14 protein-coding genes and 1 pseudogene are annotated in these 15,436 nt (G+C 51.3%); 6 read left to right on the forward strand and 9 right to left on the reverse strand.

What is annotated here, in order from left to right; translation table 11 throughout:
* Positions 1 to 64: 64 nt before the first annotated feature.
* The 3 genes from FDW87_RS15705 to cspA form a co-directional block, all read right to left on the reverse strand.
* Complete coding sequence (locus FDW87_RS15705; RefSeq protein ID WP_223949811.1) at positions 65 to 235, reverse strand: hypothetical protein; 171 nt, start codon at positions 233 to 235, stop codon at positions 65 to 67.
* A 342-nt stretch (positions 236 to 577) separates the two neighbouring features.
* The gene (locus FDW87_RS15710) at positions 578 to 766 is read right to left on the reverse strand and encodes a cold-shock protein (RefSeq protein WP_071600303.1); all 189 of its coding nucleotides are present in this window, start codon (positions 764 to 766) and stop codon (positions 578 to 580) included.
* 428 nt (positions 767 to 1,194) lie between these two features.
* The gene (gene cspA, locus FDW87_RS15715; RefSeq protein ID WP_005127641.1) at positions 1,195 to 1,407 is read right to left on the reverse strand and encodes an RNA chaperone/antiterminator CspA; all 213 of its coding nucleotides are present in this window, start codon (positions 1,405 to 1,407) and stop codon (positions 1,195 to 1,197) included.
* 552 nt (positions 1,408 to 1,959) lie between these two features.
* Here cspA and FDW87_RS15720 point away from each other — a divergent pair.
* Positions 1,960 to 2,172, forward strand: coding sequence for a KTSC domain-containing protein (locus FDW87_RS15720; protein WP_016152687.1), 213 nt, complete (start codon positions 1,960 to 1,962; stop codon positions 2,170 to 2,172).
* A gap of 139 nt (positions 2,173 to 2,311) precedes the next feature.
* Here FDW87_RS15720 and FDW87_RS15725 read toward each other — a convergent pair.
* A pseudogene (locus FDW87_RS15725) lies at positions 2,312 to 2,419 on the reverse strand (antitermination protein); the annotation flags it as partial.
* A gap of 238 nt (positions 2,420 to 2,657) precedes the next feature.
* Between FDW87_RS15725 and potC the strand changes: the two are divergent.
* Both potC and potD read left to right on the forward strand, forming a co-directional pair.
* Positions 2,658 to 3,437 carry a spermidine/putrescine ABC transporter permease PotC gene (potC, locus tag FDW87_RS15730; RefSeq protein ID WP_003030794.1) on the forward strand — a complete coding sequence of 260 codons (780 nt, stop codon included), beginning with the start codon at positions 2,658 to 2,660 and terminating at the stop codon, positions 3,435 to 3,437.
* 27 nt (positions 3,438 to 3,464) lie between these two features.
* Positions 3,465 to 4,511 carry a spermidine/putrescine ABC transporter substrate-binding protein PotD gene (potD, locus tag FDW87_RS15735; RefSeq protein ID WP_137379941.1) on the forward strand — a complete coding sequence of 349 codons (1,047 nt, stop codon included), beginning with the start codon at positions 3,465 to 3,467 and terminating at the stop codon, positions 4,509 to 4,511.
* Between the two features lie 51 nt (positions 4,512 to 4,562).
* Here the strand turns inward: potD and cobB are convergent, their stop codons facing one another.
* From cobB to lolC, 5 genes are all read right to left on the reverse strand, one after another.
* A complete protein-coding gene (gene cobB / locus FDW87_RS15740) occupies positions 4,563 to 5,384 on the reverse strand; it encodes a Sir2 family NAD+-dependent deacetylase (protein WP_016152685.1) in 822 nt (273 codons plus the stop codon).
* A gap of 15 nt (positions 5,385 to 5,399) precedes the next feature.
* Positions 5,400 to 6,311 carry an N-acetylglucosamine kinase gene (nagK, locus tag FDW87_RS15745; protein WP_016152684.1) on the reverse strand — a complete coding sequence of 304 codons (912 nt, stop codon included), beginning with the start codon at positions 6,309 to 6,311 and terminating at the stop codon, positions 5,400 to 5,402.
* A gap of 141 nt (positions 6,312 to 6,452) precedes the next feature.
* Positions 6,453 to 7,697 carry a lipoprotein-releasing ABC transporter permease subunit LolE gene (gene lolE, locus FDW87_RS15750; protein ID WP_016152683.1) on the reverse strand — a complete coding sequence of 415 codons (1,245 nt, stop codon included), beginning with the start codon at positions 7,695 to 7,697 and terminating at the stop codon, positions 6,453 to 6,455.
* Entirely contained in the window at positions 7,697 to 8,398 is a 702-nt protein-coding gene (gene lolD, locus FDW87_RS15755) for a lipoprotein-releasing ABC transporter ATP-binding protein LolD (RefSeq protein ID WP_003832278.1), read from the reverse strand. Before lolD ends, lolE begins: the two co-directional genes overlap by 1 nt.
* On the reverse strand, positions 8,391 to 9,590 hold the full coding sequence (gene lolC, locus FDW87_RS15760) for a lipoprotein-releasing ABC transporter permease subunit LolC (protein WP_003030806.1): 1,200 nt from the start codon (positions 9,588 to 9,590) through the stop codon (positions 8,391 to 8,393). The genes lolD and lolC overlap by 8 nt, the downstream gene beginning before the upstream one ends.
* A 261-nt stretch (positions 9,591 to 9,851) precedes the next feature.
* Between lolC and FDW87_RS15765 the strand changes: the two genes are divergently transcribed.
* The 3 genes from FDW87_RS15765 to FDW87_RS15775 form a co-directional block, all read left to right on the forward strand.
* Positions 9,852 to 10,916, forward strand: coding sequence for an acyltransferase family protein (locus tag FDW87_RS15765; RefSeq protein ID WP_046274783.1), 1,065 nt, complete (start codon positions 9,852 to 9,854; stop codon positions 10,914 to 10,916).
* Between the two features lie 118 nt (positions 10,917 to 11,034).
* Positions 11,035 to 14,481, forward strand: coding sequence for a transcription-repair coupling factor (mfd, locus tag FDW87_RS15770; protein WP_137379923.1), 3,447 nt, complete (start codon positions 11,035 to 11,037; stop codon positions 14,479 to 14,481).
* A gap of 148 nt (positions 14,482 to 14,629) precedes the next feature.
* Positions 14,630 to 15,436 (forward strand): L,D-transpeptidase family protein (locus FDW87_RS15775; RefSeq protein ID WP_252363204.1); only part of this gene is annotated, 807 nt, incomplete at its 3' end.

Raw genomic sequence — 15,436 nt, forward strand, 5'->3', positions numbered from 1 at the left:
CTCTCAGTAGGTCTTTGATTGAGAAACCATAATCCGTGAGCACCGTACGTGATTTATAACACGTTTACAGAACAGATTTTTTCCTGATAAATATCAATATTTCTCTTATCTCATCGGCCTCTTGACCGTGCAAGGCATGACTTTTCCGTTCGAGCAAATCAATGATATTCCCTGTCGTAACCCTTTTGCCATTTTCAAGTAGCTGGATAACTGTTTCACCAATTTCCTGGGCCATAATATGGTTTTGTATGATTCTCAATGCGTTGCCCTTTATATGGTTATTAGTAATACCGTTACACATCAGACATGATGTTAATAGCAAAACAAAAAATACAATTCTTTGCCCAACTTACTTGTATGCTGCACGGATAACCCTGAAATGACAAAACCCCGTTAGAACGAGGTTTTTATTCATGGTGTAACCATAGAGGATCAAACCCTCGTCTCCTGCAAGTTCAAAAGTCGCCCGCTCAATTCGATGAGGTAGTAGCTGACTGACGGCCCTTGTTGGACTTAAACCAGTGCCTGGCAATGATAATGAATCTTGCCGCCTTAACTGGAAGGTCAGAGCCAAATGTTACTTTCGCAACACCTGTTCATTTGATTTACTGGAAGTATATGGCGCATAGTTATCAGGTGTGATCATTGATGATTTACAAAAAATACACTTTGCACCAAAGGGATTTTTCTCAGTCACATCAAAATGGGAAGTTCTGTACTGTGACCCATGACAACAAGGGCACTTAAAATAAATATGGTCGGTCATGATGTTAGCCTTTATTTGCTACAACACTCACTACCGCAGTGATATCCAAAAGATCTATTTAACTAATAATTTCTCTTGGTTTTCAGTATCAGGTTACAACTCACTATTAAAAGCAATAAAAAATAAATATTTCTTATCAGTTCACATGAGGAATCTAAAATAATATAATTTTCTTTATATTATAGCACCAGCGATTTTTGGGATGTTGTTAGCTTTTACGAATGCACTTAAGCGTGCAAGAAAAACTACAGAGGTAAAACAACAAATGACATTCATAAAATAATCATTTCAACTGTCCTACCCAATGATTAGACTCAAACATCTGTTCAGCTTTATGTCGACAGATGTTGAGTTTCTGAAAAACTAATATATCTACTCAGGCATTCACCGTCTTCGCTATCGTATATTAGTTTACATCAGGAAAAATATCAGGCAGCTACAACGTTTTCAGCTGACGGCCCTTTTGCACCAGCAGTAATGCTGAACTCAACTTTTTGACCTTCATTCAGCGTTTTAAAGCCACCACTCTGAATAGCAGAGAAGTGTACAAACACATCTTTACTACCATTGTCAGGGGTAATAAAACCAAAACCTTTAGACTCGTTAAACCATTTTACTAAACCAGTCATTTTATTAGACACAGGTAATTCCTTAAATTCTATGTAGCCTTACGGCGAAAAGGGCTTCGCACACAATCTAATTAGTAACGATAAGAAGGCTCAAAAGAAAGGATTATCTGTGGATAACGCTTGAGATGAGAACTGCTTTACTAAACCGCTTTAATGGGTCTGTGTACCTAACCAACCCCTCATTAATCACACACCCCACAAACAATAGCAAGTTATTTTTTCATTTAATTTTTCGCAAAATCTTAGAAATGGAAACTGAGACAGCATAATCAAAGAGTTCTGTTCACCCGCAATAACATACAGCCGGTCGTCCCCTGGATAACGAAAAATAAAATAAAATATATTTATCAGTCACTTAAAGGAAATCCCATTTCAATCCGTAAAAATCCAGCAACGAATTTTCGTGCTATTTTTCACAACTGAGGAAATTAAAGCAACAAAGAAAATCATTTCATCCAACCAGTAAATTCTGAAACAGCCATAACATTTACAAAACTATGCTCCTTTTGTTTCATATCAGTGTATTATCAGAGAAGGAAAATTAAAAAATTTGAAGGAGAAAAAATGCAACGACAGGCAATGATTTCATCAAAAATAAAATTTATTGGTTACTACCCATTAGAAAAGATACTGGAGATTGGGTTCGTAAATTCTTCAACTTTCCAGTATGTGGGCGTTCCTGAAAGCATCTATAACTCTTTTCTCACGGTGCAATCTAAAGGCCGTTTCTTTGACGGTGTCATTAAAGGTAAATTCTTGTGTCGTAAAACAGGGTGATTCAAGAAATTTACGCTGTAGATAGCGTAAAACGCCGTTCTGGTGTTTTCTGTTTTTTGTTACCACCGGGCCAGGAAATTGATATCCAAAAAACCACTATTCCCGTCAATTTCGTTACCCTTCGTTAAGCATGCTCCCTGCAGCGTTCACAGGTTTCAAACACTGGGACGCCATGCTCTTTCGTGGCTTTGCAGTCAAGTACCTCCCCTTTACCACTACAGCGGTAGCGTGCGCTAATTGTTCCCTGAACCGATTGCTATACCGCCACTCGCAGTCAGCAATGAGTAAAGCTGGTCATTTAAATGGCCTTTTTTTCCCGATCATCCTAAAAATTGTTGTAAAATTCGCGGCCTTAGTGATAGCTGCTTCTTTTTGGCTATCTGTTTTGGCGGGAAGTTTTGGAGAGATTTTGGAGAAGAGAAAAAGTTGATTATTTTCAATACTCTGAAAACATCGCGCCTTCTGAACAAGAAGGTGAAACGCGAATGATCGGTCGGCTGCTCAGAGGCGGTTTTATGACCGCCATCTACGCGTATCTGTATATTCCAATCATTATTTTGATTGTGAACTCCTTTAACAGCTCGCGCTTTGGCATCAACTGGCAAGGTTTTACCACCAAATGGTACGGCCTGCTGATGAACAACGACAGCCTGCTACAGGCAGCGCAACACTCGCTGACGATGGCGGTGCTATCCGCCACGTTTGCCACGCTGATCGGCTCACTCACAGCGGTTGCACTGTACCGCTACCGTTTTCGCGGTAAACCGTTTGTCAGCGGCATGCTGTTCGTGGTGATGATGTCGCCGGATATCGTAATGGCGATTTCTTTGCTGGTGCTGTTTATGCTGATCGGCATTCAACTGGGTTTCTGGTCACTGCTGTTCTCGCATATCACTTTTTGTCTACCTTTTGTGGTGGTGACGGTTTACTCACGTCTGAAAGGTTTTGATGTACGAATGCTTGAAGCCGCCAAAGATCTCGGCGCCAGTGAAGTGACTATTCTGCGCAAGATTATACTGCCTTTGGCAATGCCTGCAGTGGCTGCCGGCTGGTTGCTGAGCTTTACGTTGTCGATGGATGATGTCGTCGTGTCGTCCTTCGTTACCGGGCCTGGTTATGAAATTTTGCCGTTAAAAATCTACTCAATGGTAAAAGTCGGCGTATCACCAGAGGTGAACGCGCTGGCGACCATTTTGTTGGTTCTGTCGCTGGTTATGGTGATTGCCAGCCAGCTTATTGCACGTGATAAAACCAAGGGCCGCTAAGGCCCTTAATTCAGGGGACGTTAAATGATGAAAAAATGGTCACGCCACCTGCTCGCGGCGGGTGCTCTGGCACTGGGCATGAGCGCCGCTCACGCTAATGACAACAACACGCTCTATTTCTATAACTGGACCGAATATGTCCCGCCTGGACTGCTGGAGCAGTTCACCAAAGAGACCGGCATTAAGGTTATCTATTCGACCTACGAGTCGAACGAAACCATGTACGCCAAGCTCAAAACCTATAAAGACGGCGCATACGATCTGGTGGTTCCGTCCACCTATTACGTCGATAAAATGCGCAAAGAAGGCATGATCCAGAAGATCGACAAGTCGACGTTGACCAACTTCCACAACCTCGATCCGGAAATGCTCAACAAGCCATTCGACCCCAACAATGACTACTCTATCCCGTATATCTGGGGTGCGACGGCCATTGGCATCAATAGCGATGCCATCGACCCGAAAACAGTAACCAGCTGGGCCGATCTGTGGAAACCGGAGTACAAAGGTAGCCTGCTGTTAACGGATGATGCGCGTGAAGTGTTCCAGATGGCGCTGCGCAAGCTGGGATACTCCGGCAATACCACCGATCCTAAAGAGATTGAAGCCGCCTATAACGAATTGAAGAAGCTGATGCCTAACGTCGCGGCATTTAACTCTGACAACCCGGCCAACCCGTATATGGAAGGCGAAGTCAATCTGGGGATGGTGTGGAACGGCTCCGCGTATGTGGCGCGTCAGGCAGGTACACCGCTGGAAGTGGTATGGCCGAAAGAAGGTGGGATTTTCTGGATGGATAGCCTGTCTATTCCAGCAAACGCAAAAAATAAAGAAGGTGCGCTGAAGCTGATTAACTTCCTGCTGCGCCCGGACGTGGCGAAAGAAGTCGCGGAAACCATCGGTTATCCGACGCCAAACCTGGCAGCACATAAGCTGTTAAGCCCTGAAGTCGCGAACGATAAAACCCTCTACCCTGATGCAGAAACCATCAACAAAGGGGAATGGCAGAATGATGTCGGTTCCGCCAGCGCTATCTATGAAGAGTATTATCAGAAGCTGAAAGCAGGACGTTAATTCAGCGTTGTAAGGAATGCCCGATGGCGCTGCGCGTATCGGGCATAAAAATCACAGTCCTTTCAATAATTTCTCAACAAACTCAGGCACCACCTGGCTTGCCGGACCGTAATACTTCTCTTCAAACTCGCTTCCTACCTGGCTCGGTTCGAGATTTAGCTCTACCGTATGCGCCCCGTGTAGTCTAGCTTCATGCACAAACCCCGCTGCCGGGTATACATGGCCCGATGTACCAATCGCAATGAACACATCGGCCATTGCCAGTGCCATATAAATTTCATCCATGCCCAGCGGCATTTCACCAAACCACACCACGTGCGGGCGCAGCGGCGCCGGAAACTGGCAACAATGGCATTTATCTTCCGCAGTCACATCGCCAGTCCACTCCAGAATCTGCCCGCTTTGCGAACAGCGAACCTTGAGCAGTTCGCCGTGCATATGGATTACGTTCTGGCTGCCCGCACGTTCATGCAGGTTATCAATATTCTGCGTCACCAGTAAAAAACGGTCGCCCAGCTCGGCTTCGAGTTTTGCCAGCGCGATATGCGCCGCGTTAGGCTGGATTTCTGATTGTTGCAACTGATGACGACGGGCGTTATAAAACGACTGGACCAGTTGCGGATTACGACTAAATCCTTCCGGAGTCGCAACGTCCTCTACCCGATGTTCTTCCCAGAGACCATCCGCCGCGCGAAAGGTTCGAATTCCTGACTCAGCGGAGATTCCCGCTCCCGTCAGTACCAGCACTCTTGGTTTTTCCATCAATTCAGGCACCACTCTGTCTCTGAAAAAGATTCGTTGACGCAGGCGATCGCGCATATGGCGTTTATTTTTACGAAAGCGGCTTAACCGATGACCCCGGCGCGACAGCATAACAACCTCTTTGTATTAATCGGTAAGATGTAGGAAAGCGGCTCCGCGCATCCCGCCCGCATCACCGTGCCGCGCCTGCTCAATACGCGGCACCCGGGCAACCGGCAGCAGATGACGTGGCAGTCGGTCCGCCAGTTGCGTCGTAATAGCGGTAAAATTCGACAAGCCTCCGCCAATCACCACCAAATCAGGATCGACGATAGTCAGGATATTCCCAAGGCACACCGCCAGCAAATCCAGATAGCGTTCAACATGGGCACGTGCTTGTTCATCACCCTGCTCCCACAGCGCGATAATTTCACGGGCATCCAGCGATTGATGGTAGTAATGCTGATACAACCACGCAAATCCACCGCCGGAAAGATAGCTTTCGATGCATCCCAGTTGACCGCACCCGCAGCGGCGCAATGGGAAATCAAAGCCCATCAACGTCAGCGCATCGACTGGCAAACGGATATGACCAAACTCGCCGGTGATATAGCTGCGTCCGGTGATGGATTTCCCGTTAAGCACCAGACCGCCGCCAACACCGGTGCCGAGGATCAACCCCATCACGAGCGGATATTGGGTGAACTCGTCATCCCAGGCTTCGGAGAGGGCAAAACAGTTAGCATCGTTATCCAGACGCACATCGCGGTCAAGGCGAGCGCTGAGATCGGCGCGGAGCGGCTTACCACTGGCAGCAGGAACGTTGGCCGCATACAGCGTGCCGTCTTCCGTTTCCGGCATGCCAGGAATGCCGATACCTACCGAACCTTTAACGCCGAACCGCTGGTCCGCTTCCGTCACCAGATTGCAGACCGCATCAAGGAAAGCGTCATAGCTGTCGCGAGGCGTAGGGACGCGAGTTTCCCATTGCAAACGACGTTGCTTATCAAACACGCCAAGCGCAATTTTGGTCCCGCCGATGTCAAATCCGTAATACATCACCGCTCCTTGATACACGTCATCCTTCAAGATGCCTTGGGGTCGGCTGCGCCCTCACCCTCCAGTCACATCGTTATCTATGCTCGTGGAGATTTCGGTTTGCCGCCTTACCGCCGCATGAATGCTTTCGTGTATATATTGTTATTGGCCGCTAAGTACTCTCGCAGGATCAATATTGCTGGCGCGACGCGCCGGATACCAACTTGCCAAAAGACTCAGCACGAGTGCTGTCACCAGCACGTAAATCACATCCAGCCAGTGTAATTCCGATGGCAGGAAGTCAATGAAATAGATATCGCCGGACAGGAACTGATGGCCGATAAGCGCCTCAATCCCGTTAATGATCGGCGTCAGTTGCAGCGAGACAACCACCCCAATGACGACGCCTATCAGGCTACCGAACAGCCCCGCCAGCAGGCCGTACCAGACAAAAATGGCACGGATAAGGCCATCTTTAGCCCCAAGGGTTCTTAATACCGCAATATCGCCGCTTTTGTCTTTTACCGCCATCACTAACGTGGAAACGATATTAAAACAGGCCACGCCAATCACCAGCACCATCGCCAGATACATAATGGCGCGGATCATCTGGATATCGCGATACATATAACCATAAGTACCGATCCAGCTCTTAATGTACACATAGTTATTGGTGACTTCACCCGCGTCTCGCACCAGCTTATTGGCGTTAAACACGTCGTTCACTTTCAGCGCGATCCCGGAAACGCTGGATCCCATATCCAGGTATTGCTGCGCATCTTCCATTGGGATCATGGCAAAGCTGTGATCGAGCTGACCGCTCAGTTGCAGGATCCCCGTGACGTGCAAACGCACGCGTTTAGGCTGCTGTAACTTATGATCCGCACTGGCGTTAGGGATCATAATCGATACCCAGTCGCCCTGCTTCACCTTCAGCGCATCGGCAATTCCCTTACCAATAATGATTTGTTGCTCACCCGCTTTGAAATTATCCCATGCGTGGTTTTGCACAAACGAGGGTAGCGCGCTTAAACGCTGCTCCTGCTGCGGATCAACGCCCTTCACCTGCACTGCGCGTAGGTTCGCCCCACTCTCCACCAGCCCGGTAAAGTTAATATAAGGCGCCGCAGCAGCAATGCCTGGTACCTTCTGTACCTTGTCGAGCGCTTCCTGCCAGTTGTTCCACGGCTGATTCACGGCTTCAATCTCACCGTGCGGCACCACGGCCAGAATACGGTTGTTAAGCTCACGCTCAAATCCGTTCATGGCGCTTAAGCCGACGATCAACACCGCGACGCCCAACGCAATGCCAACGGTGGAAATCACGGAAATCAGCGAGACCATGCCGCCGCGCCGCCGACCACGGCTAAAACGCAAACCAATCAATAACGATAAAGGCGAAGCCATTACTCAGCTCCCATCAGGCTCAGTTCAGCCGTCAGGCGACCATCGCGCATTTCAAGCTGGCGGCTCATGCGCTTCGCCAGTTGCAGATCGTGTGTCACCACCAAAAATGCCGTGCCCTGAGAGCGGTTCAGCTCCCCCAGAAGCTCGAAAATGCTGTCCGCGTTACGCGCATCAAGGTTACCCGTTGGCTCATCCGCCAGTACCAGGCGCGGGTTATTCACCAGCGCACGAGCAATGGCCACGCGCTGGCGTTCACCGCCTGACAGTTCAGACGGGCGATGGCTGGCACGATGGTCCAGCCCTACTGCTTTCAGCATATCCCGTGCGCGCTCGGTGATTTCAGCCGGTTTTTTCTTGCCGATCAGCAACGGCATCGCCACGTTTTCCAGCGCGGTAAAGTCCGGCAGCAGATGGTGGAACTGATAAATGAAGCCCAGCTTCTGATTGCGCAGTTCCGCTTTCGCCGCCGACGAGAGTTTGCTCATCGGCTGACCGCTAAAAATGACATCGCCGGAAGTTGGCGTATCCAGCCCGCCTAACAGATGCAGCAACGTACTCTTACCGGAACCGGAGCTGCCGACAATCGCCATCATCTCACCTTCACCGACGCAAAAACTGACATCGTGCAGTACATCGGTCTGCACTGTGCCTTCCTGATAGCGTTTGCACAGGTTGTCGCATTGCAACAGGATCTTATTCATAACGTAAAGCCTCAGCGGGTTGAGTGGCGGCAGCGCGCCAGGAAGGATAAAGCGTAGACAGCAGCGCGATGGCCATCGCCACCAGCGCAATGACGATAACCTGCAGCGGCTCAATGGCGACCGGCAGCGCAGCCCCATCCAGAAGCACACCGATAATTGGCATCAGGTTGTTCAGTTGACTGGCGAGTAATGCGCCCAGCACCGCGCCCAGCAGCGCGCCGATAATCCCGGCACTGGCCCCCTGAACCATAAACACCATCATTATCTGCCGCGGCGTCAGCCCCTGCGTTTGTAGAATCGCCACTTCCCCTTGCTTCTCCATTACCATCAGACCCAGCGAGGTAATAATATTAAATGCCGCCACCGCCACGATCAGGCTAAGCAGCAGCCCCATCATGTTTTTCTCCATACGCACGGCCTGGAACAATTCCCCTTTGCGCTCGCGCCAGTCCTGCCATTTGGTACCTTGCGGCAGCGTTTGCTGGCTCAGCGTATCAACCTTTAACGGTTCGTTGAGCCACAGACGCCAGCCGGTAATATTGCCCACCGGGTAACGCATCAAACGTGACGCATCCTGGATGTTGGTCAGCATCTGGTAGCCGTCGACTTCGCTGTTGGCGGCGAAGGTGCCAATTACCGTAAACAGACGCTGGCTCGGCAGACGCCCCATCGGGGTAAACTGGCTGGCTGAGGGCACCATCACGCGAATTTGATCGCCACGATTAACACCCAGTTGCCCGGCAAGCTGCTCTCCGAGGATGACATTATACTTACCCGGCTGCAGATCTGTTTGCTTCACATTGACCAGATATGGCGTTAATGGATCTTTTTGCGCCGGGTCAATACCCAGCATCACGCCGACTGCCACGCTACGCGCACTTTGCAGTACCACATCCCCCGTGGTTATCGGTGCAACGCGGTTGACACCGTTCAACACCACCGCTTTTTCCGGCAGTTGTTGCGGGTTTAGGGAACCCTGTTCAGACGAGAGGACGGCCTGAGGCATCAGGCCAAGAATATTGTTTTGCAGCTCGCGCTCGAAACCGTTCATCACCGACAACACCGTAACCAGCGCCATTACCCCGAGAGTAATGCCAATGGTGGAGAGCCAGGAAACGAAGCGACCGAAGCGATCTGCTGCACGCCCACGCATATAACGTAGGCCGATGAATAGAGCGACAGGTTGGTACATGAAATCCGTCTGGTTGCTGTTAGCAAAGTCACGAGTATATAAGCGAAAGCGGAATGGGTAAATGACTGAACCGTAAGTGTTCGTCAGCACTATTCTTAAAAGTATAAATAAATCAAACCGCTAAAGTTGTCCCTCTCCCCTGCAACCCTGATCCCTGACCTTTATCCTAAAAAAACAAAATGCAGACAGTTACGCATTACAGCGCACGGCGGGTTGCGCAGGATGGCAGGCTATTGCAATCAATATGGATGCGCCGTCTCAATGAATAAAAAAGAACTATGGATTAATCAAATCAAGGGGTTATGCATTTGCCTGGTAGTGATTTACCACTCGGTGATCACATTTTACCCGCACCTCACCACTTTTCAGCATCCACTGTCAGAGGTGTTGAGCAAATGCTGGATTTACCTCAATTTGTACCTGGCACCGTTTCGCATGCCGGTGTTTTTCTTTATTTCGGGGTATCTGATCCGCCGCTACATCGATAACGTCCCGTGGACAACCTGCGTGGATAAACGGATCTGGAGTATCGCCTGGGTGCTTGTGCTTTGGGGAGTGGTGCAATGGCTGGCGTTGGTGGCGCTCAATAACTGGCTCGCCCCGCAGCGCGATCTGACCCATGCCGCCAACGCCGCTTATGCGGATTCGATTGCGGATTTTACCCACGGGATGCTGACCGCCAGCACCAGCCTGTGGTATCTGTACGCGCTGATTGTCTATTTTGTTCTGTGTAAAATTTTCAGCCGTTGGGCGATGCCGCTGTTAGCGTTATTTGTGGCGCTGAGCGTGGCGATCAATTTTTTCCCGACCCCGTGGTGGGGAATGAACAGCGTGATTCGCAATTTGCCCTGGTATAGCCTCGGCGCATGGTTTGGCGCAACGCTGATGGCGTGGATCAAGGAGGTGCCCCTGCGCCGTCATGCGGTCATTGTTCTGGGTTGCACAATCGTCGCCGTCGTCGCGTGGCTGGCAAATGTCTCGCTATTGCTTTCTCTCCTTTCCATTGTGTTGATCATGAAGCTGTTTTATCAGTTCGAGCTCCACTTTGGCATGCGCGCGTCCAGTCCGTTAAGCGTGATTGGCGCCAATACCATCGCCATCTACACCACACACCGTATTCTGGTTGAGCTGTTCAGCTTAACGCTTATCCCCAAAATCAATCATGCCGCCTGGCCTGCATACGCGGAGCTGGCCCTGCTACTGGTGTATCCGTTCGCCTGTCTGCTGCTGTGCACCCTGTTTGGCCTGCTGGTGCGTAAGATTTCACAAAAAACCGTGGCCGATCTGCTCTTTTCCCCGCCCTCTTTATCGCTCGCCTCGCGCTAACCCCTTCGCGCTTTTTGCCCCCATTCGGGGGCGAATCAATTTGCTTATGAGAAACGATCACGGATAATAAAGAACATTGCTTATCAGATGTATATCTAAACGAGATCCTGACAACCGAATGCCTGAACAACATCGTTACACGCTCCCAACGGGCGCTTCCGATCAGCGCCAGTTGGGTGAGCTTACGGGTGCCGCCTGCGCAACGCTGGTCGCCGAAATCGCCGAACGTCACGCGGGTCCAGTGGTGCTGATCGCGCCGGACATGCAAAATGCTTTGCGTCTGCATGATGAAATTCGTCAGTTTACTGACCAGATGGTGATGAACCTGCCCGACTGGGAAACGCTTCCCTATGACAGCTTTTCTCCCCATCAGGAGATTATCTCCTCACGGCTCTCCACGCTGTATCAACTGCCTGCCATGCAACGCGGTGTGCTGATCGTTCCGGTAAATACGCTGATGCAGCGTGTCTGTCCGCACAGCTATCTGCACGGTCATGCGCTGGTCATGAAAAAAGGCCAGCGGCTTTCGCGCGACGCCCTGCGCGAACAACTGGACAGTGCTGGCTACCGCCATGTTGATCAGGTCATGGAACACGGCGAATACGCCACGCGTGGCGCGTTGTTAGATCTGTTCCCGATGGGCAGCGAATTGCCTTATCGTCTGGATTTCTTTGATGACGAAATCGACAGCCTGCGTCTGTTTGATACTGACACTCAGCGCACGCTGGAAGAAGTCGATGCCATTAATTTGCTGCCCGCACACGAATTCCCGACTGACAAAACGGCCATCGAGCTGTTCCGTAGTCAGTGGCGTGATACGTTTGAGGTAAAACGCGACGCCGAGCATATTTATCAACAGGTCAGCAAAGGCACGTTACCTACGGGGATTGAATACTGGCAACCGCTGTTTTTCAGCGAGCCTCTGCCGCCGCTGTTCAGCTACTTCCCCGCCAATACGTTATTAGTAAATACTGGCGATATCGAGACCAGCGCTGCACGCTTCCAGGCCGATACCCTGTCACGCTTTGAGAATCGCGGCGTTGATCCGATGCGCCCGCTTCTGCCACCGGAATCGCTGTGGCTGCGGGTTGATGAGCTGTTTTCTGAACTTAAACGCTGGCCGCGTGTTCAGTTGAAAACCGAGAGTCTGCCGAAGAAAGCGGCGAATACCAACCTCGGGTTCCAGAAACTGCCGGATATCGCCGTTCAGGCACAGCAAAAAGCACCGTTAGATGCATTACGTAAATTCCTTGAAGGCTTTACCGGTCCGGTAATTTTCTCGGTGGAAAGTGAAGGACGCCGGGAAGCACTAGGCGAACTGCTCGCCCGCATCAAAGTCGCGCCGAAGCGGATATTGCGACTCGACGAAGCCGTAGACAACGGTCGTTATCTGATGATTGGCTCAGCCGAGCACGGCTTCATCGATAGCAAACGCAATCTGGCGCTGATTTGTGAAAGCGATCTGCTCGGTGAACGTGTGGCGCGTCGCCGCCAGGATTCTCGTCGCACCATCAACCCGGACACGTTAATTCGTAACCTCGCGGAGCTGCATCCCGGTCAGCCAGTGGTGCATCTGGAGCACGGCGTGGGTCGCTATGCCGGTATGACCACGCTGGAAGCGGGCGGCATCACCGGTGAATACCTGATGCTCACCTATGCCAACGACGCCAAACTGTATGTGCCGGTGTCGTCGCTGCATCTGATAAGCCGCTACGCCGGCGGCGCGGAAGAGAATGCGCCGCTGCATAAACTGGGCGGTGATGCCTGGTCACGCGCCCGACAGAAAGCCGCTGAGAAAGTCCGCGATGTCGCGGCTGAGCTGCTGGATATTTATGCCCAGCGCGCAGCGAAAGAAGGCTTTGCCTTTAAGCATGACCGTGAACAGTATCAGCTGTTTTGCGACAGCTTCCCATTTGAAACCACGCCGGACCAGGCGCAGGCGATCAACGCGGTACTCAGCGATATGTGTCAACCGCTGGCCATGGACCGCCTGGTGTGTGGCGATGTCGGCTTTGGTAAAACCGAAGTCGCGATGCGTGCCGCCTTCCTCGCCGTAGAGAATCACAAGCAGGTTGCCGTGTTGGTACCGACCACCCTGCTCGCTCAGCAGCACTTCGACAACTTCCGCGACCGCTTTGCCAACTGGCCGGTACGCATTGAGATGCTGTCCCGTTTCCGTAGCGCCAAAGAGCAAGCGCAGATTCTGGAGCAGGTTGCCGAAGGTAAAATCGATATTCTCATCGGCACTCACAAACTGCTGCAAGCGGATGTGAAGCTAAAAGATCTGGGGCTGCTGATTGTCGATGAAGAGCACCGTTTCGGCGTTCGCCACAAAGAACGTATCAAGGCAATGCGCGCGGATGTGGATATTCTGACTCTGACGGCAACGCCAATTCCGCGCACGCTCAACATGGCGATGAGCGGCATGCGCGATCTGTCGATCATCGCCACACCACCCGCTCGTCGTCTGGCGGTCAAAACCTTTGTGCGCGAATATGACAACCTGGTGGTACGCGAGGCTATCCTGCGTGAAGTTATGCGCGGGGGACAAGTTTATTATCTCTTTAACGACGTCGAAAATATCCAGAAAACCGCTGACAGATTAGCGGAACTGGTGCCGGAAGCGCGCATTGGTATCGGCCACGGGCAAATGCGCGAGCGCGAGCTGGAACGCGTGATGAACGATTTCCACCACCAGCGTTTTAACGTGCTGGTGTGTACCACCATTATCGAAACCGGGATCGACATTCCCACTGCCAACACCATCATCATTGAACGAGCTGACCACTTCGGTTTAGCGCAATTGCATCAGCTACGGGGTCGTGTGGGACGCTCACACCATCAGGCATACGCCTGGCTGCTAACGCCGCACCCAAAAGCGATGACCTCCGACGCACAAAAACGCCTGGAAGCCATCGCCTCGCTGGAAGATTTAGGTGCAGGTTTTGCGCTGGCAACCCACGACCTCGAAATTCGTGGCGCTGGGGAACTGCTGGGCGAAGATCAAAGTGGCTCCATGGAAAGCATCGGTTTCTCACTGTATATGGAGCTGCTGGAAAACGCTGTCGATGCGCTCAAAGAAGGGCGTGAACCGTCGCTGGAAGATCTCACCAGCCAGCAAACCGAAGTCGAACTGCGCATGCCATCGCTTCTGCCGGATAACTATATCCCGGATGTCAACACGCGACTGTCGTTCTACAAGCGCATTGCCAGTGCAAAAGGCGAAACCGAGCTGGAAGAAATTAAGGTCGAGCTGATAGACCGTTTTGGCCTGCTGCCCGACCCGGCCCGGACGTTGCTGGATATTGCCCGTTTACGCCAGCAGGCGCAGAAACTGGGGATCAGAAAGCTCGAAGGCAATGAAAAAGGCGGTACTATTGAGTTTGCCGAGAAAAACCACGTTAACCCGGTCTGGCTAATTGGTTTACTGCAAAAACAACCGCAACACTTCCGTCTGGATGGTCCAACACGCCTGAAATTCATGCAGGAGTTGGGCGAGCGTAAAGCACGGATCGACTGGGTTCGCCAGTTTATGCGCCAGCTTGAAGAGAACGCCGTAGCCTAGCGTCAAGCCGGGTGGGTCCTCCACTCACCCGGCCTGATGAATTTACAAACTCTTTGCACTTCCCTGCACTTCCCGACACTGCAAACAGCCATAATTCTTGTTTACTTTTACATAATAAAAACCACGTAAAAACAATGGATTTATGGTGATGTTAAACAATAAACGACTCTCTCGCTGGTTAGCATTTTTTACGCTTGCCGCGACCTTCGCGTTAGCACTTCCGGCCCAGGCAAACACCTGGCCGCTACCGCCACCGGGAAGCCGCGTGGTGGGTCAGAATGCCGTTCACGTTGTCGAAGACAATGGCGGTTCTCTGGAAGCGATTGCGAAAAAATACAATGTCGGCTTTCTGGCGCTGCTACAGGCCAACCCCGGCGTTGACCCTTACGTACCACGACCTGGCAGCGTGCTGACTATTCCGTTACAAACCCTGCTGCCGGACGCGCCACGCGAAGGCATTGTTATCAACCTCGCCGAACTGCGTCTTTATTATTACCAGCCAGGGACAAATTCGGTGACCGTGTATCCTATTGGTATTGGCCAGTTAGGCGGTGACACGCTGACGCCCACAATGGTAACCACCATCTCTGATAAACGTGCCAACCCAACCTGGACGCCTACGGCAAATATCCGCGCGCGATACAAAGCGAACGGGATCGACCTTCCTGCCGTGGTGCCTGCCGGGCCGGATAACCCGATGGGCCATCATGCCATTCGCTTAGCGGCATACGGCGGCGTGTATCTGCTGCACGGAACTAATGCTGACTTTGGCATCGGAATGCGCGTCAGTTCCGGCTGTATTCGTCTACGCGACGGTGATATCGAAACTCTGTTCCGTCAGGTGAAGCCAGGAACCAAGGTCAATATTATCAATACGCCAATCAAAGCATCTGTTGAACCTAACGGCGTGCGCCTGGTTGAAGTGCACCAGCCGTTGTCCGAAAAAATCAATGAC

The organism is Citrobacter sp. wls826 (assembly GCF_005281245.1).
In the GTDB taxonomy this organism is placed as follows: domain Bacteria; phylum Pseudomonadota; class Gammaproteobacteria; order Enterobacterales; family Enterobacteriaceae; genus Citrobacter; species Citrobacter braakii.

What these genes read in the sequence shown, in the direction of transcription:
- FDW87_RS15705 (WP_223949811.1), bottom strand. Translation starts at nt 235, where the DNA reads ATGGCCCAGGAAATTGGTGAAACAGTTATCCAGCTACTTGAAAATGGC.
- FDW87_RS15710 (WP_071600303.1), bottom strand. Translation starts at nt 766, where the DNA reads ATGACCGACCATATTTATTTTAAGTGCCCTTGTTGTCATGGGTCACAG.
- FDW87_RS15720 (WP_016152687.1), top strand. Translation starts at nt 1,960, where the DNA reads ATGCAACGACAGGCAATGATTTCATCAAAAATAAAATTTATTGGTTAC.
- potC (WP_003030794.1), top strand. Translation starts at nt 2,658, where the DNA reads ATGATCGGTCGGCTGCTCAGAGGCGGTTTTATGACCGCCATCTACGCG.
- potD (WP_137379941.1), top strand. Translation starts at nt 3,465, where the DNA reads ATGAAAAAATGGTCACGCCACCTGCTCGCGGCGGGTGCTCTGGCACTG.
- cobB (WP_016152685.1), bottom strand. Translation starts at nt 5,384, where the DNA reads ATGCTGTCGCGCCGGGGTCATCGGTTAAGCCGCTTTCGTAAAAATAAA.
- nagK (WP_016152684.1), bottom strand. Translation starts at nt 6,311, where the DNA reads ATGTATTACGGATTTGACATCGGCGGGACCAAAATTGCGCTTGGCGTG.
- lolE (WP_016152683.1), bottom strand. Translation starts at nt 7,697, where the DNA reads ATGGCTTCGCCTTTATCGTTATTGATTGGTTTGCGTTTTAGCCGTGGT.
- lolD (WP_003832278.1), bottom strand. Translation starts at nt 8,398, where the DNA reads ATGAATAAGATCCTGTTGCAATGCGACAACCTGTGCAAACGCTATCAG.
- lolC (WP_003030806.1), bottom strand. Translation starts at nt 9,590, where the DNA reads ATGTACCAACCTGTCGCTCTATTCATCGGCCTACGTTATATGCGTGGG.
- FDW87_RS15765 (WP_046274783.1), top strand. Translation starts at nt 9,852, where the DNA reads ATGAATAAAAAAGAACTATGGATTAATCAAATCAAGGGGTTATGCATT.
- mfd (WP_137379923.1), top strand. Translation starts at nt 11,035, where the DNA reads ATGCCTGAACAACATCGTTACACGCTCCCAACGGGCGCTTCCGATCAG.